The 24,801-nt window shown below is 70.6% G+C and carries 26 protein-coding genes and 1 pseudogene; 26 read left to right on the plus strand and 1 reads right to left on the minus strand.

All coding sequences use genetic code 11. The features are described from left to right. The first annotated feature begins 10 nt into the window (after positions 1-10). The 25 genes and pseudogenes from ACZ63H_RS25085 (at position 11) to ACZ63H_RS25205 (ending at position 22,951) form a co-directional block, all read left to right on the plus strand. On the plus strand, positions 11-565 hold the full coding sequence (locus tag ACZ63H_RS25085; protein ID WP_469868569.1) for a hypothetical protein: 555 nt from the start codon (positions 11-13) through the stop codon (positions 563-565). Between the two features lie 340 nt (positions 566-905). Then, a complete protein-coding gene (locus ACZ63H_RS25090; RefSeq protein WP_469868571.1) occupies positions 906-3,638 on the plus strand; it encodes a type 1 periplasmic-binding domain-containing protein in 2,733 nt (910 codons plus the stop codon). Positions 3,639-3,918: 280 nt separating this feature from the next. After that, on the plus strand, positions 3,919-4,359 hold the full coding sequence (locus tag ACZ63H_RS25095; RefSeq protein ID WP_469868573.1) for a hypothetical protein: 441 nt from the start codon (positions 3,919-3,921) through the stop codon (positions 4,357-4,359). 101 nt (positions 4,360-4,460) lie between these two features. Next, entirely contained in the window at positions 4,461-5,309 is an 849-nt protein-coding gene (locus ACZ63H_RS25100; RefSeq protein WP_469868575.1) for a relaxase/mobilization nuclease, read from the plus strand. A 15-nt stretch (positions 5,310-5,324) separates the two neighbouring features. Further along, the gene (locus ACZ63H_RS25105) at positions 5,325-6,020 is read left to right on the plus strand and encodes a hypothetical protein (protein WP_469868577.1); all 696 of its coding nucleotides are present in this window, start codon (positions 5,325-5,327) and stop codon (positions 6,018-6,020) included. A gap of 28 nt (positions 6,021-6,048) precedes the next feature. After that, complete coding sequence (locus ACZ63H_RS25110) at positions 6,049-6,807, plus strand: hypothetical protein (protein WP_469868579.1); 759 nt, start codon at positions 6,049-6,051, stop codon at positions 6,805-6,807. An 11-nt stretch (positions 6,808-6,818) separates the two neighbouring features. Then, positions 6,819-7,442 (plus strand): hypothetical protein, encoded by a 624-nt coding sequence (locus tag ACZ63H_RS25115; RefSeq protein ID WP_469868581.1) that lies wholly within the window; start codon positions 6,819-6,821, stop codon positions 7,440-7,442. Positions 7,443-7,636: 194 nt separating this feature from the next. Next, positions 7,637-8,017, plus strand: coding sequence for a hypothetical protein (locus ACZ63H_RS25120; protein WP_469868583.1), 381 nt, complete (start codon positions 7,637-7,639; stop codon positions 8,015-8,017). Then, positions 8,014-8,814, plus strand: coding sequence for an SPDY domain-containing protein (locus ACZ63H_RS25125; RefSeq protein WP_469868585.1), 801 nt, complete (start codon positions 8,014-8,016; stop codon positions 8,812-8,814). Before ACZ63H_RS25120 ends, ACZ63H_RS25125 begins: the two co-directional genes overlap by 4 nt. A 125-nt stretch (positions 8,815-8,939) precedes the next feature. Further along, positions 8,940-9,749 carry an SPDY domain-containing protein gene (locus ACZ63H_RS25130; protein WP_469868587.1) on the plus strand — a complete coding sequence of 270 codons (810 nt, stop codon included), beginning with the start codon at positions 8,940-8,942 and terminating at the stop codon, positions 9,747-9,749. Positions 9,750-9,867: 118 nt separating this feature from the next. After that, on the plus strand, positions 9,868-10,152 hold the full coding sequence (locus ACZ63H_RS25135) for a hypothetical protein (protein ID WP_469868589.1): 285 nt from the start codon (positions 9,868-9,870) through the stop codon (positions 10,150-10,152). Then, positions 10,149-10,967: an SPDY domain-containing protein gene (locus ACZ63H_RS25140; RefSeq protein WP_469868591.1), complete on the plus strand. Its 819-nt coding sequence runs from the start codon at positions 10,149-10,151 to the stop codon at positions 10,965-10,967. Before ACZ63H_RS25135 ends, ACZ63H_RS25140 begins: the two co-directional genes overlap by 4 nt. Before the next feature lie 15 nt (positions 10,968-10,982). Next, positions 10,983-11,555, plus strand: coding sequence for a hypothetical protein (locus tag ACZ63H_RS25145; RefSeq protein ID WP_469868593.1), 573 nt, complete (start codon positions 10,983-10,985; stop codon positions 11,553-11,555). Between the two features lie 2 nt (positions 11,556-11,557). Next, positions 11,558-12,328, plus strand: a complete 771-nt coding sequence (locus ACZ63H_RS25150) for an SPDY domain-containing protein (RefSeq protein ID WP_469868595.1) — start codon at positions 11,558-11,560, stop codon at positions 12,326-12,328. Positions 12,329-12,417: 89 nt separating this feature from the next. Then, positions 12,418-14,151: a type IV secretory system conjugative DNA transfer family protein gene (locus ACZ63H_RS25155; RefSeq protein ID WP_469868683.1), complete on the plus strand. Its 1,734-nt coding sequence runs from the start codon at positions 12,418-12,420 to the stop codon at positions 14,149-14,151. Further along, entirely contained in the window at positions 14,148-15,143 is a 996-nt protein-coding gene (locus tag ACZ63H_RS25160; RefSeq protein ID WP_469868597.1) for a hypothetical protein, read from the plus strand. The genes ACZ63H_RS25155 and ACZ63H_RS25160 overlap by 4 nt, the downstream gene beginning before the upstream one ends. Further along, positions 15,140-15,379: pseudogene (locus tag ACZ63H_RS25165) on the plus strand (DUF317 domain-containing protein); the annotation flags it as partial. The gene ACZ63H_RS25160 and the pseudogene ACZ63H_RS25165, both read left to right, overlap by 4 nt. Further along, the gene (locus ACZ63H_RS25170) at positions 15,349-15,882 is read left to right on the plus strand and encodes a DUF317 domain-containing protein (protein ID WP_469868685.1); all 534 of its coding nucleotides are present in this window, start codon (positions 15,349-15,351) and stop codon (positions 15,880-15,882) included. The pseudogene ACZ63H_RS25165 and the gene ACZ63H_RS25170, both read left to right, overlap by 31 nt. Beyond that, positions 15,879-16,700 carry a hypothetical protein gene (locus tag ACZ63H_RS25175; RefSeq protein WP_469868599.1) on the plus strand — a complete coding sequence of 274 codons (822 nt, stop codon included), beginning with the start codon at positions 15,879-15,881 and terminating at the stop codon, positions 16,698-16,700. The genes ACZ63H_RS25170 and ACZ63H_RS25175 overlap by 4 nt, the downstream gene beginning before the upstream one ends. 22 nt (positions 16,701-16,722) lie before the next feature. Next, entirely contained in the window at positions 16,723-17,235 is a 513-nt protein-coding gene (locus ACZ63H_RS25180; RefSeq protein ID WP_469868601.1) for a hypothetical protein, read from the plus strand. Next, complete coding sequence (locus ACZ63H_RS25185) at positions 17,235-18,071, plus strand: hypothetical protein (protein ID WP_469868603.1); 837 nt, start codon at positions 17,235-17,237, stop codon at positions 18,069-18,071. Before ACZ63H_RS25180 ends, ACZ63H_RS25185 begins: the two co-directional genes overlap by 1 nt. A gap of 115 nt (positions 18,072-18,186) precedes the next feature. Then, the gene (locus tag ACZ63H_RS25190; RefSeq protein WP_469868687.1) at positions 18,187-19,059 is read left to right on the plus strand and encodes an adenine nucleotide alpha hydrolase family protein; all 873 of its coding nucleotides are present in this window, start codon (positions 18,187-18,189) and stop codon (positions 19,057-19,059) included. Between the two features lie 5 nt (positions 19,060-19,064). Further along, the gene (locus ACZ63H_RS25195) at positions 19,065-20,339 is read left to right on the plus strand and encodes a DNA cytosine methyltransferase (RefSeq protein WP_469868688.1); all 1,275 of its coding nucleotides are present in this window, start codon (positions 19,065-19,067) and stop codon (positions 20,337-20,339) included. Next, entirely contained in the window at positions 20,339-21,514 is a 1,176-nt protein-coding gene (locus ACZ63H_RS25200; RefSeq protein WP_469868605.1) for a DnaB-like helicase N-terminal domain-containing protein, read from the plus strand. The genes ACZ63H_RS25195 and ACZ63H_RS25200 overlap by 1 nt, the downstream gene beginning before the upstream one ends. A gap of 66 nt (positions 21,515-21,580) precedes the next feature. Then, positions 21,581-22,951 (plus strand): DUF317 domain-containing protein, encoded by a 1,371-nt coding sequence (locus ACZ63H_RS25205; protein ID WP_469868607.1) that lies wholly within the window; start codon positions 21,581-21,583, stop codon positions 22,949-22,951. 116 nt (positions 22,952-23,067) lie between these two features. On the opposite strand, the gene ACZ63H_RS25210 is transcribed toward ACZ63H_RS25205, so the two are convergent. Next, complete coding sequence (locus ACZ63H_RS25210; RefSeq protein ID WP_469868609.1) at positions 23,068-23,289, minus strand: hypothetical protein; 222 nt, start codon at positions 23,287-23,289, stop codon at positions 23,068-23,070. Between the two features lie 232 nt (positions 23,290-23,521). Between ACZ63H_RS25210 and ACZ63H_RS25215 the strand changes: the two genes are divergently transcribed. Continuing rightward, the gene (locus ACZ63H_RS25215; protein ID WP_469868611.1) at positions 23,522-24,667 is read left to right on the plus strand and encodes a hypothetical protein; all 1,146 of its coding nucleotides are present in this window, start codon (positions 23,522-23,524) and stop codon (positions 24,665-24,667) included. Positions 24,668-24,801: the final 134 nt, after the last annotated feature.

Genomic DNA, 24,801 nt, shown 5'->3' on the forward strand with positions numbered 1-24,801 from the left:
GGCACGTGATTTGAAGCCCCAGACCAGCCGCCCCACCTCGAACGTAACGCCCATCAAACGGAATTCCCCGGGGGTCCGCACGAAGTGGACCGTCGAACACGCCTGCGGCCACGAAGTCGTCCACGACCTGTCCGACCGCGCCGCCGACCGGCGGGCCGGGTTCGCGCGGTGGCTCGCCGCACGGGACTGCACCGACTGCTGGAAGGCCGCCCGCAGCACCGACACCGCCTCCAAGGCGGAGTGGCTCGCCGCCAAGCGCGCCGAGGAACAGCGGGCCGCCGCCGAGTGGGCCGCGCAGTTCGACATGCCCCCACTGGAAGGCCCCGAACGCGCCCTTGCCTGGGGCGAACGCTCCCGCCACCAACTCATGACCGCCGCCCACACCGCCCTCGTCATCGAAGGCACCTGGGACGACGCCGACTGGACGGAACTGGAAGAGAAGGCCCGCACCATCACCCGGGCCGGATGGTGGATCGACCAGCGCGACACCGACGACACCGACCTGCCCGGACTCCTCGACGCCGCCACCGAGCAGGACCGTGGTACGGAGAATCCGTTCCGCTGATGCAACAACCGGCCACATCAAACACTATTCGAACTTCTTTCCCATACGCGTCCGCGAGCCACGTGATCTACAGCAGCCAGCCAGGCATTGAGTGATGCAACTGTGACTGGAATGATCACGCCGTTCAAGCCCGTGAGGAAAGATCAATTCAACAGGACAGACCATGCGGCGGCTCGGCAGGTTGATCTCCGCGCAGTGGCCTGAGCGAGCCGGCCGGGTATGCCGAACCGCCTTTGGCGAATCGGTGTAAGGAAGCCCCGCGTTGCCAATACTCTTCCCACTGCATGGAGATGGCGGGTCAAAGGACGCGACCTGCTTGGAAGCCTGAGGGGGATCTTCCATGGCCGAACCCGAACGTCTGCCGGGCGGTTTTCCGAACTTCGAGGGTGTGGGCGATTTCGTCCGGCAGTTCCATCAGGCGGTGTCGCCGCCTGAACGGGACATGCTCACGCACACACCGCCGCTGGTGATCCTGGACGTCGCAGGGGACGGTCCAGAGTTCGACCTTCGCGTCCAGCGGCTGCAAACGGTGCTGGGAGAGGCGCTGTGCCGGAACAATGTGAAGCTGGTTCCGTACGCGGCCCTCAAGCCTGACGACGACTCCGAGCTGCTCTCCGGCGCCGCTGCCCGGGGCCTGGCCTTCGGCGTGCCCAAGCACATGACGCCGGACCGGCTGCCCGGCTTCTGGCCGCTGTGGGACTCGGTCTGCTACATCAAAGAACGCGCGCGAGAGCAGCCGATGGGTGTGCCTGGCTCGGACGTGCTGCGCGATCATGCGCACAGCCAGATGCGGACGCACCGTTTGCAACGGCGCGAGGGACGCCTGCAGGTCTTCCTGTGGTCGCTCGGCGGAAGCGAGTCTCCGCCGGTTGGTGGTATCCGTGGTTGGCTGCTCGGCTCCCTGTGGCAGGGCATCACCCGGACGCTGCCGCGATGGTGCTGGGCGCGGTGCAAAACCCGCAGGCTCGTGCGCGCTCCGCGCTTCTTCCGTCCGGCCCGCCAGCGCTGGCTCGGCCGCGAGCTGGGTTTGTCTGCGAACAGGGAGAGTCTGTTCGCGATGATGGACGAGTTTGCTGGCCTACACATGCCGGGGCTGGCGGATTCGTCCGATCCCTCGCGGCGTGAGGCGGCGCTCTTCGTATGCGAATCACTTCTGACGCGCGCTCTGCTGGAGGACCTGAAGGAGCCCTCGGTAGGCCGGGTGTGGCCTCTGCAACGACGTCGCACCGCCCGCCCGGTGATCCTGGTGGCGCTACCCCGGCAGGGTCAGCCGGGCGCCAAGGCAGCGGAGCGCTTCCTGCGTGCTTTCCACCGGGAGCGGAAGAAGACCGCACAGGCAGCGGGGCCGCTGGTCATCGCGCTCGGGGCTCCTTCCCCAGGGCTGCTGAAAGACCTCGGCAGTCCAGAGGTGTCCAGCCTCACTTCGGCGGGACATGCCCTGCATCAGGCCGGTCCCGGCGCAATCCACGTCGAGTTAGAGAAGGAGCCTTTCTCCGTGGACGGAGTGTTCGTCCGTCCGGTGTCTCCGACGTCGTACCGCGTCGGCGGACGCACGATGACTGTGGGCATGGCCGGCGGCACCGCGATGGCGGTGGGGCTCCTGGGCTTCGGTGGGGCGGTGTTTCTCGGACCGGTGCAACACAAGTCGAGCAGGTGCGTCGCCGGTGACAGGCCGGTCGCCGGAAGCAGGTACGCGCGGTCCATCCCGTCACATCCGAAGCAATGGTACGACGAGGTGCGCAAAAGGATCGATGTCCAGAACAGGGAAGCCGAACATTCCGTGGCGACGGGCCACACTGTGCGCACGGTCGTCGCGTTCACGTCGAACGCGCCTACTTCTCCGAGCGACACCGTGTACGACGGAACGATCCCTGAGCTACGCGGCATTGCCATGTGGCAGCGCAAACTGAACGAGGATGCGCTCAATGACGACGCGCGGGTACCGCTGCGCGTTAGGGTGGGCACGACCGGAAAGGGCTTCAAGGACGCCGAGCTTGAGGCGCAGAAGCTGGTCAAGGAGGTTGAGCGCGGTCAGTGGCGCAAGGACTACGAGAAGGTGATCGGCGTCCTCGGCTTCGCGCAGAGCAAGGACACGACGCGACGTGCCCTGCAGATCCTCAGCAAGGTCGGACTTCCCGTGATCGGCACTACTGCCACCGCCGACGAGATGACCAGCGAAAACTACTGGCCTCTCACACCACTCAGCAGCACCGAAGCCCAGATTGAGGCCCAATTCGCCACTGGTTTTCCCATCGTCGCGAGTGATGACGGTACATGTGAACCCGCCAAAAGGGCGGTGGTGATCGCGGATCCGGCGGACCTGTACAGCAAGGGCATCGCGGCGTACTTCAGGGGCGCCTTCGAAGGCACCACGGAGTTGCTCCGCTTCTCCCAACAGGACGACTCCGCCGCTACGTCGGCAGGCACGATCAACGACACGGACACTCTCGTGAAGAAGGTGTGCGCCGCGATGGAAGGTTCCGATCCGGCTGTCATCTACTGGTCTGCACGCGCCCGTGATTTCGTCGCCTTCATCAACAGAATGGACCTGGTCGCGACTTGCGTCGAGCACGACATCACCGTACTGGGCGGAAACGAACTCACCAACGTGGTACTCACGGGAGAGTTCGACAAAGTGGAGTGGCTCCGACTGTACTACTCGGCGCACCGACTGCCGGCCGACCACAAAGACGCCGACCGACCGACCAAGCAGTTCATCAACGAGTACGATAACTTCGTCTCCGGCCCTGCCAAGGACGACCCGTGGCGCGATGACGGACACTCCGCAGTCTCCTATGACGCCTTCCGCCTCCTCTCCCAGGCGACTGACAAGGCGCTCCTCAACAACGGTGAGGTCGACCCCAACACTATGTCCGCTTTCTTGAGAGGCGGCAGCATCGATTTCAGAGGAGCAACCGGCCATGTCGAAGCCGACGGAACCAATATGCCACCGAAGGACAAAACCCTGGTCATCTTGCGCCAGTCGGAGAAAGGCCCCGAAGTGGCTCTCCCATGCGGGACGGGCCGGCAGACCGCAGCAAATCAGAAGGTACCAGCGTGCATCGTGGAATAGGCAGGCCGCACTAATCAGACGCGGCTTCGACAAGGAGAACGCCGGGCGTTGCATCCAAGGATCAGCGAATCGCCGCACCCGCATCGCGGCAGAAGAATGATGGCGGAATGTGTCGATGCTCTGCTGCGTGACGCCCAACACTGAGTCCACACCCCTCCGCAGACGGGCAGCTGCGGCCGACGCCGCGCAACATAGCCGCAGATCGCCGGTTAGCCAAACCGGCGATCGTGCGGACCATTGATCCTCCCGCCGTTACACACATCGCGTGGAAGGATTCGCCTTGCTCCCACCGCCCTGGACCCCGCCGTCCGCCCCTGCCTTCGCGCCGACGCCCGACCCGCTCACGCCCGCCCGGGACATCACCCACGGGCACTTCCAGGCGGGTGACCAGATCGTCGTCATCAAGGGCGTGGCCGGCGGTGAGCTGTGGGGGGATGCGATGCGGGTCGTCGCCCCGTCCTGGCATACCCCGACCGACGAGGACGGATGGCGGCTGCGCGATCCCAATGGCGGTGCACAGACGTTCGTCACCGCCCACCCTCGCTACCTGGTGCATCTCTCGCGGCGCTGCCCGGACTGCCTGATCTTCCTGCGGGCCATGGAGGATCACCTGCTGCCGACGTACGCCGGCCACGCCGACGCGGTCGTCGACTGCGGCTGGTACACCACCACGGCCCTGGGCCAGCTCGTTCACATCGCCGACGCTCGCAGCGGCCGGTGACTTCCTCCGCCCGCTGTCCCGGCCACGCCCTCGCCGTGGCGGCTGTACGGCCCCCGGCGTCACCGAGCAGTTCCCCTTCCGCATCACCGGGACGTACCAGCGTGATTGCCCGTTTCAACGAACCCTCCGGCACCCCGCACGGCCCGCTCGGCGAAGCCCTGGGGCACGTAGTAAGCGCGGAGGAGGTGCTGTCCAAGGACATGGTGGTCGCCTACTGGCCGGCCCTGGACACCTACATCCTGGACGGTGAAACCTCGGCGTGGACGGCCGCCCAGTGGGCCGAGCACCTGGAAGACCCCCTGCTGGAATACCCGTTCGCCGCCAGCCCCGCCGGTGGCCGGATGGCCGTCGTCCACCTCGACGTCCAGCTCCATCCCGACGACCGCCGCCTGAACGGTGCGGAGTGGGCGGAAGTTGCCCACCGTCTCGCCCGCGCGGCCGGCTTCGAGAACCCCGGTGACACGGCCGGCTGCCGGTGGATCGCCGTGCAGGCGCAGTCCGGGCGCCTGGATGTGATCGCCAACCTCATCCGGCTGGACGGCGCCTGGCAGGATCTGCCCGCCGGCCTGCTGGGACGGCTGGGAGCGGAGGCTCGCCGTATCGAACAGGACCTGCACCTGGCCGGTTCCGCGCCCGGCCGTCGGCACCCGACCGGCCCTGTGCCGGATGCGTCCACGCAGATGGCGGGCGTCCTCACCCAGCTCGCCGATGAACGGTCCGGTCCGCTGGCCGCCGTGCGCGGTCTCATCGAGCACACCGCGCACCGCGCTGCGCTGCAGCCCGGTAGCGGCCCCGACATCGGGCACCGCCTGGAGCTGATCGCCCGCCGCCTGCACGCCATCCAGCAGGACCTCGATACCACCGCCACCCGTATGACCGCCCGCCCCGGCCGGGCCCCGGCAGTCCCCGTAGTGCCCGCTGCCCGGGCCGCGGACGGCCTTTCACCGTAGGAGAACCGCTTCCCCTTGCCTCTGTCCGACCGTTACCTGACCATCCGCCGCGATCCGGACTCCAAGGAGGTCCTCGCCCGCGGCGGTGACCTTGAAGCCCACAGCATCCTGCAGCGCGCGGGCTTCGTGCCCGTCCACCGGTTGCACGAGACCTACCACCGGGCCCCCGCCGGCCTTCCGCGGGGGGAGGAAGAAGGTCTCGCCACCGAGGCGGTGGCCCGGCTGCGCGCGGCCGGTTACCACGTCGACTGCGACGCGGACTTTCACACCGACCACCGCCCCCTGCGGTGGCAGGCGCTGGGGGAATCGGTCGCCCACCTCGCCGAGCGCCTTCGGCAGGCGACCACCACCGACGAGGCCGCGGAGATCCTGACGGAGCTGACCGCCCCCTGCGACGGCGTCCTCGACGCCGTCGGCCAGGTCCTCATCGCCGCGGCCGAGTTCCACGACGGTCTGGGCACCTCAGCGGACCCGTACACCGCACGACGGCTGCGCTTCCTGGCCGAGGAGACCCTGCGCGTGATCGGCACCGACCTCGTCCACACCCGCAACAACCTTGCCGACCGGCACGCCCCGCACCCCGGCCGCACCGTCTGCACCCAGGAAGTCCCCGCCGGGGAGCGCGAACGGTCCGCGGTGTGTGCCTGCCCTCCCCCGCCGCGCGCCCTCCTCCATCCTCCGCCGCCCGTGGCCGCCGGACCGCGCCGCTGACCATCACCCCCTCCCGCCCAAGGACTTTATGCACGACCACGAAGACTCCGAACGTCTCGCCTCCTTCGCCGACGTCCTGGCCGGCGAACTGCCCGGCGCCTGGAACAGCACCCACCACCCCGCCGGACACACCCAGGCCCTCTCCGCCTTGGACGAGCGGATCTGGGATCTGGACCTGGTCGCCGATTCCCTCGCCGAGCACCCGCTGCGGCAGGCGGCCGTCCTGTCCCGGCCGGACGGCGCCCAGCTCGCCGTCATCGACCGGTACGACGAACTCGGCGGCTTCCTCATCGCCTCCGTCGCCCCGCGTGACCTGCCCGACGAGGCGTACCGCGGGGTGGCCGAGCCGAACGGCATCGCGGTGGCGGACGACCCCTTCCTCGGTGCCGAGCAGGTCGCCGGTGACCTGCTCCCCCGCTACGAGGCCGCTCTCGCCCAGGTCCGCCACAATGCCCTCGACGCCGTCGTGCCCTCGCAGCCGGACCGTCTCGTGCTGAGCTGGCAGCCGGACGGCAGCCTCGCCGCCGCCCCCGCCGGGGACACGGCCGTGGCCGTGCTGGTGGCCAACGGTTTCGTCCAGCAGGAGCAGACCGGCATCTACCGGCTGTCCGGCGACGACACCGTCGAGCAGGCCCGTGCCGTCCGGGAGACAGGACGGCAGCTGCGTGCCCGCGGCATCGCCACCGCGATCCAGCACCCCTCAGGCCACATCGCCCCGACCTCCACCGCATCAGTCACCCCGCCGGTCCCGGCCACGGCCCGCACATCGGCAGCCCGTTCCCGGTGAGGCCGGCCGAGTTGGACTTCGACGTTCAGCGTTACGTCACCATCACCAAGGACACCAGGACCGGGCTGGTCCTCGCTCTGGGCGGCACCGAACAGGTGGCTGGGATTCTTCAGCGCTCGGGCTTCCTTGCTGCCGACAGACCGCGTGCCACCTGCCACCGCCTTCCTTACGGTCTTCCCTTCCATGAGCAACGCCGCAAGGCCACGGCCGCCTCGCAGGCCCTGCTCGCTGCCGGATACACCGTTCACCTCGACCCGTATCTGAACGATTCGGCCGGACCCGACAGTGGCCGGGAAGCCGCATTGCGCTACCTCGTCCACCTGGCACGACGGGCCGGTGACGCATCAAACGCCCGGGAGCGGGCGGTACTGCTGGCCGAGATCGGCGGTCCCGACGAAGGACTGCTGCCGCTCATCCGGCGGGCCGTTGTCACCGTCTGCCTCAGGTCCCTGGCCGACGGCGCAGACCTTCAACCGGTCAAGCAGCTCGCGAGCACAGCCGACGCGCTCACACGAGCCGCCGATCAAATGCTCCGCGCGGGCAAGGACATCGCCCATACGCCCACCGTCGCGGAAGCACCGCGCCCGGCACCACAGCTACCGTCCGCACCCGCCGATCACCGGAGGGTCCCGTAGCACCCCGCATTCCACCGCCGATGAGCCGGCACCTCCCACCGTGCCTGGCGACCGCGCTGTTCCGCCGCTACCTGCGCACCTGCGTCCCCACCGGCCCCCACCGCCTTCTGGCCGGTACGCACACCGAGGCCGTGCCCGATGAGACTCGTCCGCCCGGCCGACGCTGATCTTCGCATTCACGCTCTTGGAGGAGCATGCCCTACCCGAATCCGCGCATCGTCGGGCAGACCGACCAGATCGCCCTGTGGATGCGGCAGGTGTCCCGCCTCCTCGATCAGCTGCCCGCCGACCAGGCCCTGAACGTCGTCGCGCGCATCCTCCACCCGGACGACAGCCTCCTGGACAGCTTCACCCGCCTGGTGGAGACCGGGGCCCGTATCGCCAGGGACCAGGCCGAGCGCGGTGTACTGCCACCGGAGGTGTGTCTGGCCCTGGGCCGGGCCGTGAACGAGCTGCACAGCATCGGCCTCGACCTCGAAGAACACCAGGAAACACTCACCCGGATCGCCACCTCGGCTACCGCGGAGGCCCGCCCCGCGTCGCCCGCGCCGCTGGTCACGAGGCGGCACCGATGAGCAAGACCCGTTGGCCGGGACCGGGGCCGGGCGAGCAGGCCGAGCAGCATTACCTCATCCAGCCGCGGGCGCTGGCCGGCGGCGGGGACATCCGGCACGTCTCGGAGTTCCTGCGCGCCTCGGGCTGGCGGGACAGGTCCAAAACCGGCGGGCCACTGGTCATGCAGAGCGCGGATCGCGCGATCCGCCTGACGTATGACCCCTACGTCCAGCCGGGCGGCTGGGTGATCCAGGCCACGGCGCCCGGGGAGCAGGCCGAGTGGTGGGCGATGTTCGGCCGGCAGACACCGGTGGAGATCATCGCCGGACTGACCGACGCACTGACCCAGCCGCGCTCCGCACACGCCCCCAACGTCTGGGCGCCGCTGGCCCAGCAGGACTGGGTGGCGCGGGCAGAGGGCCGCCACTACACCGCCACCAGCCCCGACGAGACGGCGTGGCTCCACTTCCGCCAGGACAGTGAGGGCAACGCGATGTGGTGGTCGGGCGCGCGGGACGAGCAGGGCAACGGCTGGACCGCACAGTTCTCCGCGAGCACCCCCCTGCACCTCGTCCAGGCGTTCTCCACGGCGCTGGCCTCACCGGAGCCGGTGATGCGCCCGCTCGGACGCGTCCCGCACAGCAGCAAGATCCAGACCACCTCCGTGTCCGTCTTGCCCTCCCAGCTCGGCGCCTGGCAGCAGGCCCGCATCGCCGCCGCCCGCGCCGCCGCCTGGGCCCGCAACTCGGCGCGCGGCGCCCGCCCCACCACCGCCCGGCCGCACGCGAAAACCGGCGCCTTCCGCACGCGCCGCTGACCCGACCCGCCCAGGAGTTCCGTGCCCGACCTCACTCCGGATGACATCCGCACCGTCACCGACACCTTGTCTCGTCTCACCGAGTATCTGCGCCAGTCGAGTAAGCCGGGGTGCGGCTCGTGCCGGTGAGCGAACAGCAGCTCGCGCAGTTCGCCAGGACGCACGAGTGGCGCATCCCCTTCGACGCCAGCCCGCGGCACCTCGCCGGCCCCGGTGACGCCCGGCACGTCACCCACGGTCTGGCCGCCGCCGGGTGGAAACGCACCTCCGACCCGCTCAGCCCTCAGCTCGTCCTCACCAGCCCCGACCACCGTTACCGCCTGGACTTCACGCCGGGGAACGAGATGTCCTCCTGGTGGCGGCTTTGGGTCGAGGCCACCGAGACCGAACGGAGCTGGGCCGCCGGGTTCGGCGAACTCGTGCCCGCCGAGATTCTCGGCGCCTTCACCGACGCCCTCATCGCCCCTCCACCACAGCGGCACAGCACACCCCTTGACGTGCTGGACACGGCCGGATGGCTGATCGACGGCCGTGAAGCGGTCAGTTCACCGGATGCGACCTGCCGCGTCGAACGGCACGCCGACCGGCCCGACGACTCCCCGGCGGCCTGGCACGTAGAGGTCTCGGCCCCAGACAGCCCTCGCTCCCGGATCTGGCACGCCCGCTTCGATGCCGGCACACCTCTCCACCTGGTCACGGCGTTCATCACCGCGCTCGCCGACACCGCCCCGCTCCAGCGCGGCATGTACGACCGCACCGCCCTCCCAAGCGTCACCCAGCAGCGCAGCGCGGTCACACCGGAGCAGATCATCGAGGCCCACAAGAAGCGCCTGAACACCCTGCGCGCCCTGGCCCGCGCAGCTCGACGGCTCAGCACCACAGCCGCAGGCGTCCCGGCGCCATCGGCCGCCGCGCGCCCGACTGCCCGCCGCTGACCCTCCGAGCGCGCACTTGCACCCGGCCCGACGCCTCGGCCAGATCCGGTGAACCCGTGCTTTTGCGCCGGGTCGATAACCCGCGGCGAACCATCGCTCCCCTGGAAGGAGGGCAGCCTTGCCCGCTTTCTCCTCCGCCGGCTCCAGCCGGAACGCCCAGGCCACCAACACCCTCACCAACAGCAAGGAATTCCTGCGCGGCAATCCGCTGGCCGCCGCCACCCTGCCGCTGCCCGACCCGCTCCTCGACACCGACACCGGTGTTCCGGTCCTGCTCGGTGACGTCCTGCGCGACGCCGCCCACCTGGCGTCCGACCAGACCGACCGGCCGGTGACCGACGAGATACGCCTGATCATCGAGGGCCTGCTGGTGACGCCCACTGCCGGGGGAGCGCGCTGGTGACACGGCCGTACATCCCCACCCGCGCCAACGACCCGCACGGCCTGATCTGGTACGAGACCCGCCCCCGCTACCTGGCCGGCGGCGGCGATCCCCGCCGGATCACCCAGACCCTGCGGGCCGCGGGATGGCACAACCTGTCCGACCCGGACTTCCCCCACGTCATCCTGGCCAGCCCCGACCGCAGCCACAGCCTGGTGCTGGAGCCCCAGCCGGGACCGTACGGAAGATGGTGGCGCGTCCGCGGACAGCACGACCAGGGCAGCTGGTACAGCGAGTTCGGGGCGAACACGCCTGTGGAGATCCTGGGTGCCCTCACCGACGCCCTGCTCGAACCCGTACCCGAGCACACCGAGGACGTCTGGTCCCAGCTCACCGCGGCCGGCTGGCACTACCGCCGCGACGAACACGGCAACGAAGACGCCTCCCACCCCGACGGACACCTGCACCTACGCCGCTTCAGCGACGATGCCCTGGGCTTCCACTGGCTCGCCGAAGCCACCACCGAGCGGCACGAACGGGTATGGACTGGCTGGCTTGAGGACCGCATGCCCCGGCATCTGATCGCCGCCTTCACCAAGGCCCTGGCCACTGACGAACCCGTCCAGCGAGCCCGGGGCGACGTCCCGCACCTCTACCTGGTCACCCAGCAAGAGCGCGGTCCGCAGGCCGAGCAACTCGCCGCCGAGCACGCCGCACGGCTCAAAGCGGTGCGGGTGCGCGCCGCCGCCCGTAAATCCCGCCGCGCTGCTGCGCAGAGCACACCCGGCGTACCGGCCGCCACCGCTTCCACCCCACGCCCGGCCGCACGCCGCTGACCTACGAAAGGCACTTTGCCCATTTCCCCCGACCCCACCACTCAGCGTGAGTTCCTGCGCCGTCTCGACCGGTACATCGGCGAGGCCAAGAGGATCCTCGACGCCTGGAACTCGTATTCCGACCTGCACACCGACCTCGACGGCTGGCCGTATGACGACCGCGCCTACGGCCTGCGTCAGAGCCGGCGCGACGCCGAGACCGCCGCGGCGTTCGAGGAGGTGCGTGCCGGCGCCCGGTACCTGCTGGAGCGCGCCGAGGATCAGTTGCCTCTGGTGCCCGCCGATGGCGCGCAGACCCGCTGGGTCCACCAGCTTGGCGTCCTGCGCGACGCGCTGGACCGCCTCGACGCGCTGGAAGGGGAGTGGCTCGCCACCGAGGACAGTCTCCCGTGGGGCAGCGAAGCCTTCGAGACCGCGCTCGCCGAGCACCATGCCGAGTGCTGGAGCTACCTGGACGACTGGGCCACCCACGGCCACGTCATCGGTGAGATCAACACGGCCGTGAAGCGCCCCCCTACCTCCTGGTCCCGGCCACCGGCCGCGCGACCGGCCCCGGTCACCGGCCGCACCACCATGGCGCGGAGGTGACCGTGCACGACTCTCAGACGGTCGAGATCGACTTCGTCGCTCCGCGGTATCTGGCCGGCGGCGGTGACCCCGCCTGGATCACCGTCCCTCTCCACCGCGCCTGCGGCTGGAGCCACGGCCACGACCCCCTCATGCCGCGCGTCATCCTCTCCAGCCCCGACCAGAAAGCACTGCTGCGGCTGGAACCCGACCCGGACAGCGCATGGTGGACCATCCAGCACGCCGCCGGACCCGACCGGCCCGCCTGGTACGTCAGCTTCGGCGCCCGCACCCCGGTGGAGATCATCGCAGCGTTCACCGACGCCCTCACCGCCCCCACCGGCGATGTGGCAGACGCCTGGGGCCCCTTGGCGCCGCTCCGCGACGCGGGCTGGTCACCGACGACCCATGACAACCGGCTCGTTTCCCCCGACAGCACGGTACGCGTCGACCTGCACGAGGCGACCGGCACCTGGTGGGTGACCACCACCCTGAACCAAGCCCAGCGGCCGGTGTGGCAGGCCCACTTCGGCGAGCACACTCCACCGCACCTGATCACCGCGTTCACCACCGCGCTCACCGACCCCGCCCCGGTGGCCCGTATCAGCACGGTGGACAGCCTCCCCACCCGCGACCCGCACCTTGTCACCCACACCCGCGCCGAAGTACGGGCCTCCCAGATCGCCTTCGTGCTGGAGGACCGGGTCCGCGCGCTCGCCGCCCGCCACACCGCCCCGGCCGCGGCACCCAGCCTTCCCCGGCGGCTGTCCGCCGGTCCCGGCCACACCCGCTGATCCCCTCCCCCCGCACCGGAGCACGCAGCCCTTTGCCTCCCGCCCCCGCCAACACCTCCGACGGCTACGACCTCGTCTTCCGTCTCCTCATGAGCGTCCTCGCCGTCGTCGTCCCCCTGTCCCACCTCGCCTGGCTGTCCGGCAACCTCACCGCCTCCCTCACCGGACACCCCTGGGCGCCCTACCAGCCGGCCAACGCCCTGCTCCACCCCGACCAGCTCTGGCCCGACGTCGGCGAGACGTCCCTGCTGCTCGGTGCCCGCATCGCCCCCGTCACGGTCCTGCTCGCCCTCGGTGCGACGGCCGGCCTGCTGTGGGCCCGGCATAGGAACAACGGCGGCAGCCGGAAGAAGCGGATCACGGCGATGGCCAAGCCGAGGGACATCGAGCCCCTGATGGCCAAGGCGATCACCGCCAAAGCGCGGTCGCTGCGCCCGAGTCTGAAGACCGCCAGGCACATCGCCCCGAAGGACACGGGCATCCTCCTGGGCAACCTGCAAGGGACCCGGCACGAGGTCCGCATGGGGTACGAGGACGTCGCCGTCGCCATCATGGCGCCGCGGTCGGGCAAGACGACGTCGCTGGCGATCCCGTCCATCCTCGACGCGCCCGGCCCGGTCCTGCTGACGTCGAACAAGGCGGCCGGTGACGCCTACACCGCCACCCAGGACGCCCGCGCCACAGTGGGACGGGTGTGGTCGATGGACCCGCAGCAGATCGCCCACGCCGCACGTGAGATGTGGTGGAACCCGCTCGCCGACGCGAAGACCCTCGACGGTGCCGGCCGTCTGGCCGGTCACTTCCTCGCCGCGTCCGTGGACGCCTCCCAGCAAGGCGACTTCTGGTCCAAGGCCGGATCCAACATCCTCTCCCAGCTCTTCCTCGCCGCCGCGCTCGATGAGCGGCCGATCACCGACGTGATGCAGTGGCTGGCCTTCCCCGCCGACCGCACCCCGCTCGACATCCTGCGCGACCACCAGTTCACCGCGGTCGCCGCCCAGCTCAAGGGCACCGTGGAAGGCCCTCCGGAAACCCGCGACGGCATCTACGAAACCGCCCGCCAGTACGCCGCCGCCCTCCTCAACAGCGAGATCGCCGCCTGGGTCACCCCCCAGAAGGGCATCCCCGAGTTCCGGCCGGCCGACTTCGTCACCTCCACCGACACCCTGTACCTGCTGTCCAAGGACGGCGGCGGAGGCGCGTCCGCGTTGATCGCGGCGTGCGCCGACTCCGTGATGCGGGCCGCCACAGCGCAGGCCGAGCGCGCCGGCGGCAGGCTCGATCCGCCGATGCTGGCGATCCTGGACGAGGCCGCCAACGTCTGCAAGATCAGCGACCTGCCCGACCTGTACTCCCATCTCGGCTCGCGCGGGATCATCCCGATCACGATCCTGCAGTCCTACCGCCAGGGCCAGAAGGTCTGGGGCGATGCGGGCATGGACGCGATGTGGTCCGCCGCCACCGTCAAGGTCATCGGCTCCGGTATCGATGACCCGGACTTCGCGGACAAGCTGTCCCGGCTGATCGGCGACCACGACGTGGAGACCACCTCCACCTCCACCTCCGAGTCGGGCAAGTCGACCTCCGTCAGCATGCGGCAGGAGCGGATCCTGCCCGCCGACGCCATCCGCGCCCTGTCCAAGGGCACCGCCCTGCTCTTCGCCACCGGCATGCGCGCCGCCATGCTCGACCTGCGTCCCTGGTACGCCGAGCCCGGCGCCGGCGAACTGGCCGCCGCCTCAGCCCGCGCCTCCCAGGCCATCACCGCCCGCGCGGTCGCCAAGCACATCCCCGCCCAGGACGGCTACGGGCAGGCCGCATGAGCCACCGGCTGCACCTGGTGCCCGTCCGTTCCCGTCAGGCCAAGGACTTCGTGCGCGCCTGGCACCGCCACCACGCGCCCCCGGCCGGACAGATCTTCGCCGTCGGCGCCGCCGACGACAACCGCGCCGATCCCGCTGATCTCTTCTGGAGACCGACCATCACCACTCCCCAGATCGACCTCCTCAAAGCCGTCGATGACCTGCGCCGGCTCGGCGCGGACTTCGACACCCTCAAGACCGGCGTCACGCGTCTGAAGACGGAACTGGGCAGCGAGCTGCTGAAGCAGCTCGTCGCGGCCATCGCCCAGGTGCACGAGCTGGCAGGCCGTACCCTGCGGCAGCTGACCGTCCTCGACGCCAGCCAGTACACCGTCGTCCCCGGCAGCCGCGCCTGCCTGAAATCCCTGAGCACCGTCGCGGAAGCAGCCTGTCTGGCCGCCCTCGACCTCGCCGAAGCAGTGGCCGACAACCCGCTGGAGGCGGCCGGGTTCTCCGGCGAGCCGCCCTTGGACGACGCCGCCCGCCAAGCCCGGGAGGCCAAGATCCGCGCCGGGCTGGCGGACATCCTCGCCGATGCCGCCCACCAGCTGGACGTCTGCGTGACGGGCTGCCACTACACCGCCTCCGGTATCACCCGTGATCTCATCCGGCACCCGCAGCACATGCCGCCGCTGCCACAGCTCACCCGCGCCCAGTACACGGCACTGGAGAAGATCGCCCAGGGCGAAGCCCGCTTGTGGCGTTCACTGCGCGGCGGCCGGGAGACGATCCGGGCCGGTGACGGCAGCACCATCCACAGCAAGCCGTTCCACCTCCTGGCCAAGAACCGGCTCGTCCACATGCAGGAGCGGGACTCCTCGCTCGGCGGCCGGGACGTCACGGTCACCGCCGCCGGATGGCTGGTCCTGGACACCCAGCGGCCCTCGCCGCCGGCGGCAGCACCGGTCCGGCCCGTCTCCTCTGCCGCTTCCACGGCCGGGCGGCGGCGATGAACACGTTCGCGGCCGAGGACCTCGTGCTCGTCTCCCCGAGGTACCTGGCCGGGTCCGGCACCCGCATCGCCGACGCACTCGGCCCCCTGATCCACCTGTTCGGCTGGTCCTATGACCACGACCCGGCCAGCGGGCACATCCGCCTGGACAGTCCCTGCGGCAGCGCCTTCCTCGACTTCGAACCGACCCGGTTCGACGGATCGTGGTGGACCATCCGCCACCACGACCCCAGCTGGACAGCACGGTTCTCCCGGCAGACCCCCATCGAGGCCATCGCCGCCGTCACCCAGGCCCTGCCCCAGCTCCTCGGCGACACCCGGCACACCGACCGCATCCCCCTCACCACGAGCACCCTCGACCAGACCGCCGCCCTCAACGGCTGGACCACCACCCACACCGAGACCACCACGGCCCACACCTCCCCCGACGGGCACTGCGTCCTGACCCACGAACCCGACGAGGAACTGCCCTGGCGGTTCACGCACTCGGTGACGGGTTCGACACGGAATGGACCGCGACCCTCAGCCGCGACGCCCCCGACCAGCTGGCCGGGCAGTTCTTCGCCCACCTGGCCGACCCGGCACCGGTCGAACGGCTCTTCAAAGACCTGCCCTACCTCGTCCAGCACGGCTCAGGGGCGCTGATCACCCCCGCAACTGCAGCGCCCGTCCGTCCTTACGTCCACCACGCCGCCGTGCAGGCAGCCCGCGCGCACACCGGCCGACCCCCGAAGCGATGACCTTGCCCGACCTTTCCCTGCCCAAGCGCCTTCTGCTCCTCGGCGCCGACTTCACCCGGCACCACGACGTCCTCACCCGCTTGAACTCGGCGCATCCCGCCCACGTGACCGCAACGACAGCCGAACACATCCCGGTCACCCAGGCCCTGGCCCGGGGCGCGCTCAATGCGCGCGACGCCATCCGTACAGCGCCAGGGCTCTACCACTCACCGGATGTCGAACGCGCCATCAACCGGATGACGCAGCTCGCCACCCTCGCCGTGGTCGCCGCCGATCACCTCATCGACGCAGTCGACCTGCTGTCCCACACCATCGTCCACCACCCCGGACAGGGGCCGGCAACGGGTCTGCCCAGTGAACAGACAGCACAGGCCGCCAAGCACACCCGCCTGGCCGAACAGCTGACCGCACTCGGCACCGAGGACTGCCTGGCCGCCGCCGGTCTCCTCGCCCGCGCACTGCACTGGCAGCGCCCCGGCGCCTTCCCGCCGCCGCCGGCCCTGTCACTGGCGCAGCACACGGCGCTCGAAGCCGTCGCCGCCGGCCGGGTCACCCTCGACCAGCATGAGGACAAGGTCCTCGTCGAGCCGGGCACCGGGCGCATCGCCATCACCACGATCCGCTCCCTGGAAAGCCGTGACCTGGTGCGCCGTGAATCCTGCGCGCTGTGGCTGCACGACGAACGCCCTCACCTCACCGCCGAGGGCCGCCAGGCCCTGACCGCCGCCCTCGCCGCCCTGGGCCGGCCTCGGTCCGCCCCACTCGCGACCCTCTCGCCCGCGGCCAGACCCGCCGCGACCCGTGCGACAAGTCGCTGAACCCTCCCGAGGAGCCCGCCCTTTGCACACCTACGAGCCGAGCGACCTGGACGAGATGACGATGGCGGAGGCGCTCGACGCCGTGGTCGCCGACCTCCTCGGCCACCCGGTCGCCGCCTCCCCCTACGGCGTGTTCACCGTGATGCGGCACATCGACCTCCTCTGTCACCTGACGACCCGCGCGGTCGGCGACGCCCACTTCGGTCTCCACTGCGACCGCGCCGATCCCGCGGACCAGACCCGCGTCGAGCCGCTCGGCCGGGCAGCCGCGCACCTCGGCCGCGCCACCGCCCACTACACCCTGGCGCTGGCCCCCGTCCTCGCCCTGAGCAAGCCCGATGCCCGAAGCACCCCGCACAAACAGCTCGACGCCATCGACGCGCTGAGCCAACTCACCAAGCAGGTCCATGACGCCCTGCACGCGCTGTCGGACGCCCGCGCCTGCCTGACCACGCCCCCGCCGGCCGTCGAGCAGACCACACCGGCACTACCCCTGTCCGCCCCCGCCCCATCTGCCGCCAGGCACCGCCGCTGATGACAACACCGCCCGACCCCGAGACGCCCATGTTCGACGTGGACGCGCCCGTGACGCTGACGCCCGTGGAGCGGCTGCTGGCACTCGCCGACCTCTACACCCGGCACAACGACGCGATCGACCTGCTGTTCACCGACCGCGCCCCCCTTCCCCCGGACGCCTACGTGTCCTCCTCCCACCGTCTGGAACGCGAGACCCTCGCGTCCATCAAGGCGGTGCGGCAGCAGCACTTGCCGACCGTCGAGCCGGTCATCAGCGCCGTCGTCCGGCTGACGCAGATCGCCTACCTGACCGGCGGGGCCACGCGCTACCTCACCGCCGCCCAGCAAGCCGCGCCCGCCGACGACGCCGAACCGACATCCCCTGACCCCCGCCGCGGGTTCGGCCAGTACCTGCGGCTGGCCCGTGAACTGACCGCTCTCGCCCCGGCGGCCATTGTCACCTCCGCCACGCAGATCGCCACCCGGCTGCCCCAGCGGGCACGCAGCACCACCACGGTCCCCGGCCTCGACACCGCCCAGCGAGGTGCTCTGCTCGAAGTCGCCCAGGGCCACATCACCGTCACCGCCCACCACGGCCAGCACGCCTACGGCCACACCGCGCCGGTGTCCCTCGACGTTCTCCTCCACCTGGAAGCTGAGGGTCTGCTGACGCGCGAGCCCGCCACGGTACCCCCGCTCTTCCCCCACGGCCCCTCACGCGACCGCGTACGCCTGACCGCACTCGGCATCTGCGTCCTGAGCACGGTCATCGACGCCGTCCACATCCCCGGCCCGCCCACGGTCAGCCCAGTCCCCGCCCACGCCGCGGCCGGCACCGCCCGCACCCGCCGTTGAAAGCTCCGCCCTATCGGCGCCCCGCCGCTGCCTCGTTCACGCAAGGAAGTCCCTGATTACCGCCTCGCCCACGCTGATCTGCATCTCTCTCGGTGCCGGTGTCCAGTCCAGCACCCTGCTCGCCCTGTCCGCCAACGGACTGCTCCCCAAGGCGGATTACGCCATCTTCGCCGACACCGGCTGGGAGCCCCACGCCGTCTACCAGCACCTGGACCGACTGGAGAAGGAGATCGCCGCCCCCGCCGGGATACCCATCCTGCGCGTCTCCTCCGGCAACATCCGCAACGACGCCCTCGACCCGGACCACCGCTTCGCGTCCATGCCGCTGTACATCCTCAACCAGGACGGCAAGCAGGGCATGACCCGGCGCCAGTGCACCGGGGAATACAAGATCAAACCGATCAAACGACAAGTCCGCGAACTCCTCGGCTACCCCTACCCGCGGCGCGTCCCGAAGGACGTCTTCGCCGAGCAATGGGTGGGCATCTCCACCGACGAGTTCCACCGCGCCAAGGACGCCGACGTCCGCTACATGCGAAACCGCCACCCCCTGATCGACCTGGGCTGGTCGCGCAGCGACTGCCTGCGCTACCTCGCCTCCCTGGGCCTCGCCGACACCCCCAAGTCCAGCTGCCTGGGCTGCCCGTTCCACGGCAACGCTCAGTGGCGGCGCATCCGGGACACCAGCCCCGAGGAGTGGCAGGACGTCGTGGAGTTCGATGCCGCGATCCGGGCGGGCAACGCCCGCGCGAACGCCGGCGGCAACCGGCTGCTCGGGCAGGCGTTCCTGCACCGCTCCCGAGTCCCGCTCGACCAGGCGCCGATCGACCACGTCACGGCGGCCGAGTGGGCTGCGCGCCAGCAGGAGATCGATGACCGCACCGCGGGGGCGGAGGAGCTGGAGAACGGGGTGGTGGACGGCTGTTCTCCGTGGGCCTGTCGGGGCGAACCCGAGCCGGTGCAAGACGACTTCGGACTGACCGCGTGAGGCGGATCGTCCTTGATATATTTGCCGGCCCCGGCGGCTGGAGCCACGCCCTCACCCTGCTGGGGGCTCGCGACATCGGCCTGGAGTGGGACACGTGGGCCTGCAGAACCCGAGCCCGGGCTGGGCAGTTGACCATCCAGACGGATGTCGCCCGCTACCCCGCGTGGATCTTCTCCGGGCGTGTCCTGGGGCTGATCGCCTCCCCGCCGTGCCAGGCGTGGTCGATGGCCGGCAAGCGTCTGGGCCTGGTCGACCAGCCGCTCGTCCACCAGGCCGTCGCCGACCTCGCCGCCAGCCGCGACACCCGCGCCCAGCTGCTGGCCGCGTGCGCCGACCCGCGCTCCCTGCTCGCCGCCGAGCCCATGCGCTACCTCCACGCCCTCCATACGGTGGGCGAGCCGGAGTGGGTGGCCATGGAGGAGGTCCCCGACGTCCTGCCCCTGTGGCGGCAGTACGCCGCCATCCTGCGCACCTGGGGCTTCTCGGTGTGGACCGGGATCCTCAACGCGGCCGACTACGGCGTCCCCCAGACCCGCCGCCGTGCGATCCTGCTCGCCTCCCGCGTGCGTACCGCCGGGCCGCCGCCGCCCACGCACGCCCAGATCGCCGAGCCCGAGTCGCTGTTCGGGCCCGGCCGGGACCGGTGGGTGTCGATGGCCGAAGCCCTCGGGTGGGGCCGGACCGACGGCCCGGTGCCCACCGTGTGTGCCGGCGGCGGCCCAGGAGGCGGCCCCGAGCCCTTCCCCTCCGGCTCCCGCAAGACCCTCGCCGACGCCCGCAACCGCGGCACCTGGGCCCCGCACCCGGGCGGAGCCGTCCTGCGGTCCCGTCGTGAGGGATCAGCCTGGACCGCCCGGCCCGGCCACGACCGGCCCGCCGACCGTCCGGCGCCGACGTTCACCGCGGAAGCGCACCGCTGGTCCTGGTCCCTGCGGAGCAACAACCAGGCCCACGCCACCGTGCGGTCGGTCCAGGAGCCGGCCGGAACGCTGTTCTTCGGCCACCGCGCGAACGAATGCACCTGGATTGCCGAGCCCGCCACCCCGGCCTCCGACGACGCCACTACCGAGGAGGCCATGGTGGTGCCGGAGCCGATCCGGATCACCGCACGGGAGGCGGGCATCCTGCAGTCCTTCCCGGCCGACTACCCCTGGCAGGGCAATAAGGGCCAGCAGTTCTCCCAGATCGGCAACGCCGTCCCGCCCCGGCTCGCCGCCCACCTCCTCGCCCCGCACCTGAACGCCACCTTCCGCCCCGACGACTTCACCCTCGCCGCCTGATGCCCCCCACCATCCGCCCGCAGGAGAACAACCCCGGCGCCAGAACACCGTCACTGCCGGGCTACTTCGCCGAGCAGGCCCTGCTCGGCGCCCTCCTGTCCGAACCGCACCGCCTGCCCGACGTCACCGGCATCGCACCCAACGCGTTCACCACCACCGCGCACGCCGCCGTCTTCACCGCGATCCAAGCGCTCCCGGCCCCCGCCCCGGTCGAAGCCCCCGATCACGCCGCCGCGGTCGCCGCCCTGCGCAATCAACCCACCCCCAATCCGGGCGAACACGCCGAGCACATCGCCTGGCTGGCCAAGGTCCTCGCCACCGCCCGTGCGCAGGCACGCGGACTGACCATCGCCCACCTGCACGCCCTCATCAGCGCCTGCCCCACCCCCCGCCACGCGCCCGCGTACGCGCGAATCATCGAAGCCGAGCACGCCCGCCGCCGCCTGCACAAGGCCGCCCAACACCTCACGCACACCGCGCGGGACGCCTCGCTCCCCCACCCCGTGCCGAGCGCCCTGGCCGAAGCCGACGCCCTCGCCACTGTCGTGGACGGCATCGCCGCCGCCTTCCCACCGCACTTCAGTTCCCTGCCCCGCACCCCCACACCCCCGCTGGAGCCCCCTCCCGATAGTGAAGAGGCCGCCCAGGAGGAGCGGCTGCTGCTCGCCACGGCCACCGCCCGGCCGGCCGAGACCGAGCAGATGCGCTGGCTGACGGAAGAGGACTTCACCCTCCGCCTGCACGCCGGACTCTGGCAGTGCCTGACCGCACTGGTGCGCCGGCACGCGCCCGTCGATCCGGTGACCGTCCTCTGGCAGGCCCAGCAGCGCGGCGTCCTGAGCGGTGTCGAAGACCCGCGGGAGGTGCTCGGTTTCCTCGCCCGGCCGGACGTGTCCGCGCCCTACCTCGCCGAGCGGATCCTGACCCGGTCCGTCCTCGCCACCGCCCACCACGTCGGCCGCCGCATCGAAGCCTTCACCGACGACCCGGCCAACAGCCCCTACCAGCTCGTGGTCGGCAGCCGCCGCGCCCTCGCCGAACTGACGGCCATCCGCACCCGCTGGCAGCACGCCACCTCCCCGGCAACCGGCCCACCACCCCGCACGACCCCGGCAGCCCGGCGCACCGGCCCCGCCCCCACCACCGCGGCCCCCGCCGGCCGCCTCACCCGCTGACCCCGACCATCCCGGGGGCCGGGCCCCTATCGGGTCCGGCCACCGGGCGGAAAGAGCACACCCCGAGTGACCGAACCTGCCCTCGACGCCCGCGTCCTCCTCGACACCCACCCCACGCACTCCAGCGCCGTCACCGCGACCGTCACCGGCTCCCAGGCCCACATCGCCGTCACCGCTCTGGAGGCCGACGGCTGGGAAGCCGCCGCGCAGAACACGCTCGTCCTGGCCCGCATCGACCACGAAGAGCCTTACTGGGCCAACGAAGCCGCCCGGCAACTCAACGATGCCGGCATCACGACAGAGATCAGCGGCCCGCTCCGCGAGGCCATAGCCGAGGAGTGGACCTGGGCCAACTACCCCATGCCGTGGTGCACCCGTGCGGAAATCCGCAAGGTGTCCGACGAGGCCCAGAAGATCTACGACGACATCCGGCACGGACGGCTCCTCATCCACGCCCACGCCCACGACGGCCACACCACCGTCGCGGTCGGCACCTACCTCGATACGGGCAAGAGCGTCTACCTCCACGGCGAGAACCACCTGCGGCAGGTCGCCGACACCTTCGACTCATCCGCCAAAGCTCTCACCATGTTCGAACGCGTCCACGGCGACACCATGCGCCCCGGCCCCGCCCCTCTCACCGACACCGAGCGCCAGACCGCCGAGGCCCGAACCTTCCTCGGCACACCGGACACCGGCACGAAACCGCCGACGGCCCAGCCCGAGCCCGCACCGACACCAGAAGTCGTGCCGGCGTACGCAGCCGACCCCGGCGACCACGACACCCTGCTGGAGGAGTTCCTCACCGCACACGGCGAATGGCAGAAGTGGCGTACCTGGTCCGACGACACCACCCACGCCATTCACGAGTCCCAGACCGTGCGCATCGAACGCGTCCACGAAGCCGACCTCCAGGAGACCTCCTGGACCGTGGCCGCGTACGAAACACCCGTGTCCGAACGCATGTGGCACCTCACCGCGACCGACACCGCGCCCGCCCCCGTGCTGCAGGCCCTGCTGAACCAGCTGGCCGACACGGACACGTGGGAAACAGCCGCTGGCAACCCCATCACGGACAAGACCGTCACCGAAGCCACGCGGCCCCTCACCGACGCCGGATGGAACCACACGGTGGACGGACGATGGATCCGCTGGGAAACCCCCTCGAAAGACGCCGGCGTGCAATTCGACGCCTTCGCCGCCCAGAACTCCGGCCACTACCTCCCCACCTGGACCCTGTGGGCAGGACAGAACCCCGACCGACCCACCTGGGCCATTCACGCCTCCACATACACGCCCGCTGCGCTGCTCTCCCACCTCACCGGAAAACTCGCCGAGGGAATCGGAACGCGTCAGCCGACGAAACGGGTGACCCATAGCGCACCCGCCCCGCCACCCAGATCGCCTCACCAGCCACCCGTTCCCCGGCGGCGCTGACCGATCCGTAGGCCCGATGAGGAACCGTCCGTAATGCAACAGCGCCCTACCTGCCCGCTAGCAGCTCGCCACCGGAACGTCCCGACGCCACGGTGGCCGTTCTCGGACTCTGAGGGTCATCGCCGCGTAACGCGGGCGATGACGCCCGTGATAGCACAGAGCGCGCTCATGACGGTGGCGCCTACGCCCAGCGGCTGTGCCAGGCTCGGGTGCTCACGGGCAAGGTAAATAGCGGCGCCAGTGACCAGCAGCCCCACCACCAGGGCGAGAACGAGCACAGCCAAGCGCAGTTCCCGGTTGTCGTGGTCCTGAGAACGGTCGTCCATGTCGGAGGCCATGTGATGCAAGTTCCTTTAGGGATCGGGCACGCAGCAACAGTGCCGCGGACGGCATCTGCCTGGTGCATCGGACCGGGTCTCTTCCAAAGTGGCGGATCCGAAGCGGCGTTGGTACGCCATACCGTGGCCACTTCATGGCCATTTCAGAGGACGCATACCAGACCGACCCGACAAAGGTGGGGGGTCTCTAAAACCGGCCCGTGCCCGGTGCGGGCACCGCTACCGTCGCGCCATGTCTTCCAGCAACGGCCCCAGCACGGCCGACCAGCAGCTCATTGATCACGCTGCGCGCCACGGTCTCTCCGTCAGCGAGAAACGACTGGCTGTCTGGCGGCGTGCCGGCCTGCTGCCGGCCAACGTTCACGGCGGGGGCCTTGGCCGCGGCAAGGGCAGCACTTCCTCGCCGCCGCCTGAAAGCTACGACCTCGTACTTGCTCTCGCCCGCCGTGCCAGCCGGGGCAAGCGGCCAGCAGACCTGGCACTGCTGCTGTTCGCCGACGGTCTCCCGGTACCGGAGCCGACGGTGCGGGCCGCCTTCCGCAATGCCGTGGACACCATCGCCATCCCCGGCGACTACGACGGCCCGGGCGCCGCCCAGGACTTGGACCGGCGCCTGGACCACCTCGCCGATCACCTGGTCGAGACCGGCCAGACGGTCACCCTTGTGCCTGCCCGGGCACGGCGCATCGATGAACGCATCGCCGCCGCCCTTGGCGAACCTCCTGCGGAACTGACCACGCTGGACAGCAACGCCTCAGCACCCCAGCTGACGCCGCGGGACGCGACGTTGTCCGCCGTGAGCGCTACCCTGGGCGGCTCGGTCTCCTTGCAGGAGATCGGGGACTTGGTGCGCGCGATGAATCCGACGATGACCGCTCATCCGGTCGCCTCACTCATCGAGACAACGCAGCAGGACGTCCCCGACGCAGCAGCGAAGATTCTCGCAGACGACGGGTCACTGACCGCCATTCCTGCGGGTGACGTCCGCGACCTGCTGCGGGACCTGGCGGAGAGGGCGTCGCTGGAAGACCTGGCCGTCGGCTGGAGCACGGCGATGCAGGTGCGCGCGTGGGCCCTGGACCTGTGTGCGCGGGTCGAAAACGAACTGGATGCCGGTCACCTCGCGGAGGCCACCCTGGAGTGGCTGTGCGGCAGGCAGTTGATGTCCGGGCTGTCTGTCATCGAGACCCTGCGCGATCGTCGCTGGTCGCCGACAAAGGGTGCCCTCTCCGCACTGACGCTGCTCTTCCTGTGCGACAGGCTCGCGGTGATGGACGACTTGGTGCCCGGCTGTCAGCGGCATGTCCTGGAAATGCCAGGAGTCCTGCCACCGCCCGTCCGAGAATTGATCACTGCCAAAGGTGCCAGGACAGCCTGAGCAGAGACCGGAGCACGGCGGCCCGCCCAGCGACACGCTGGGCAGAGCGGAGCAACATAGCGGGGGGGGGGGGGGTGGGGGAGAAGGAGACGCCGCGCCACCCCACACGGCCACCCCCCCCCCCCCCCCCCCCC

It is taken from the genome of Streptomyces sp. NPDC104831, from assembly GCF_055583025.1.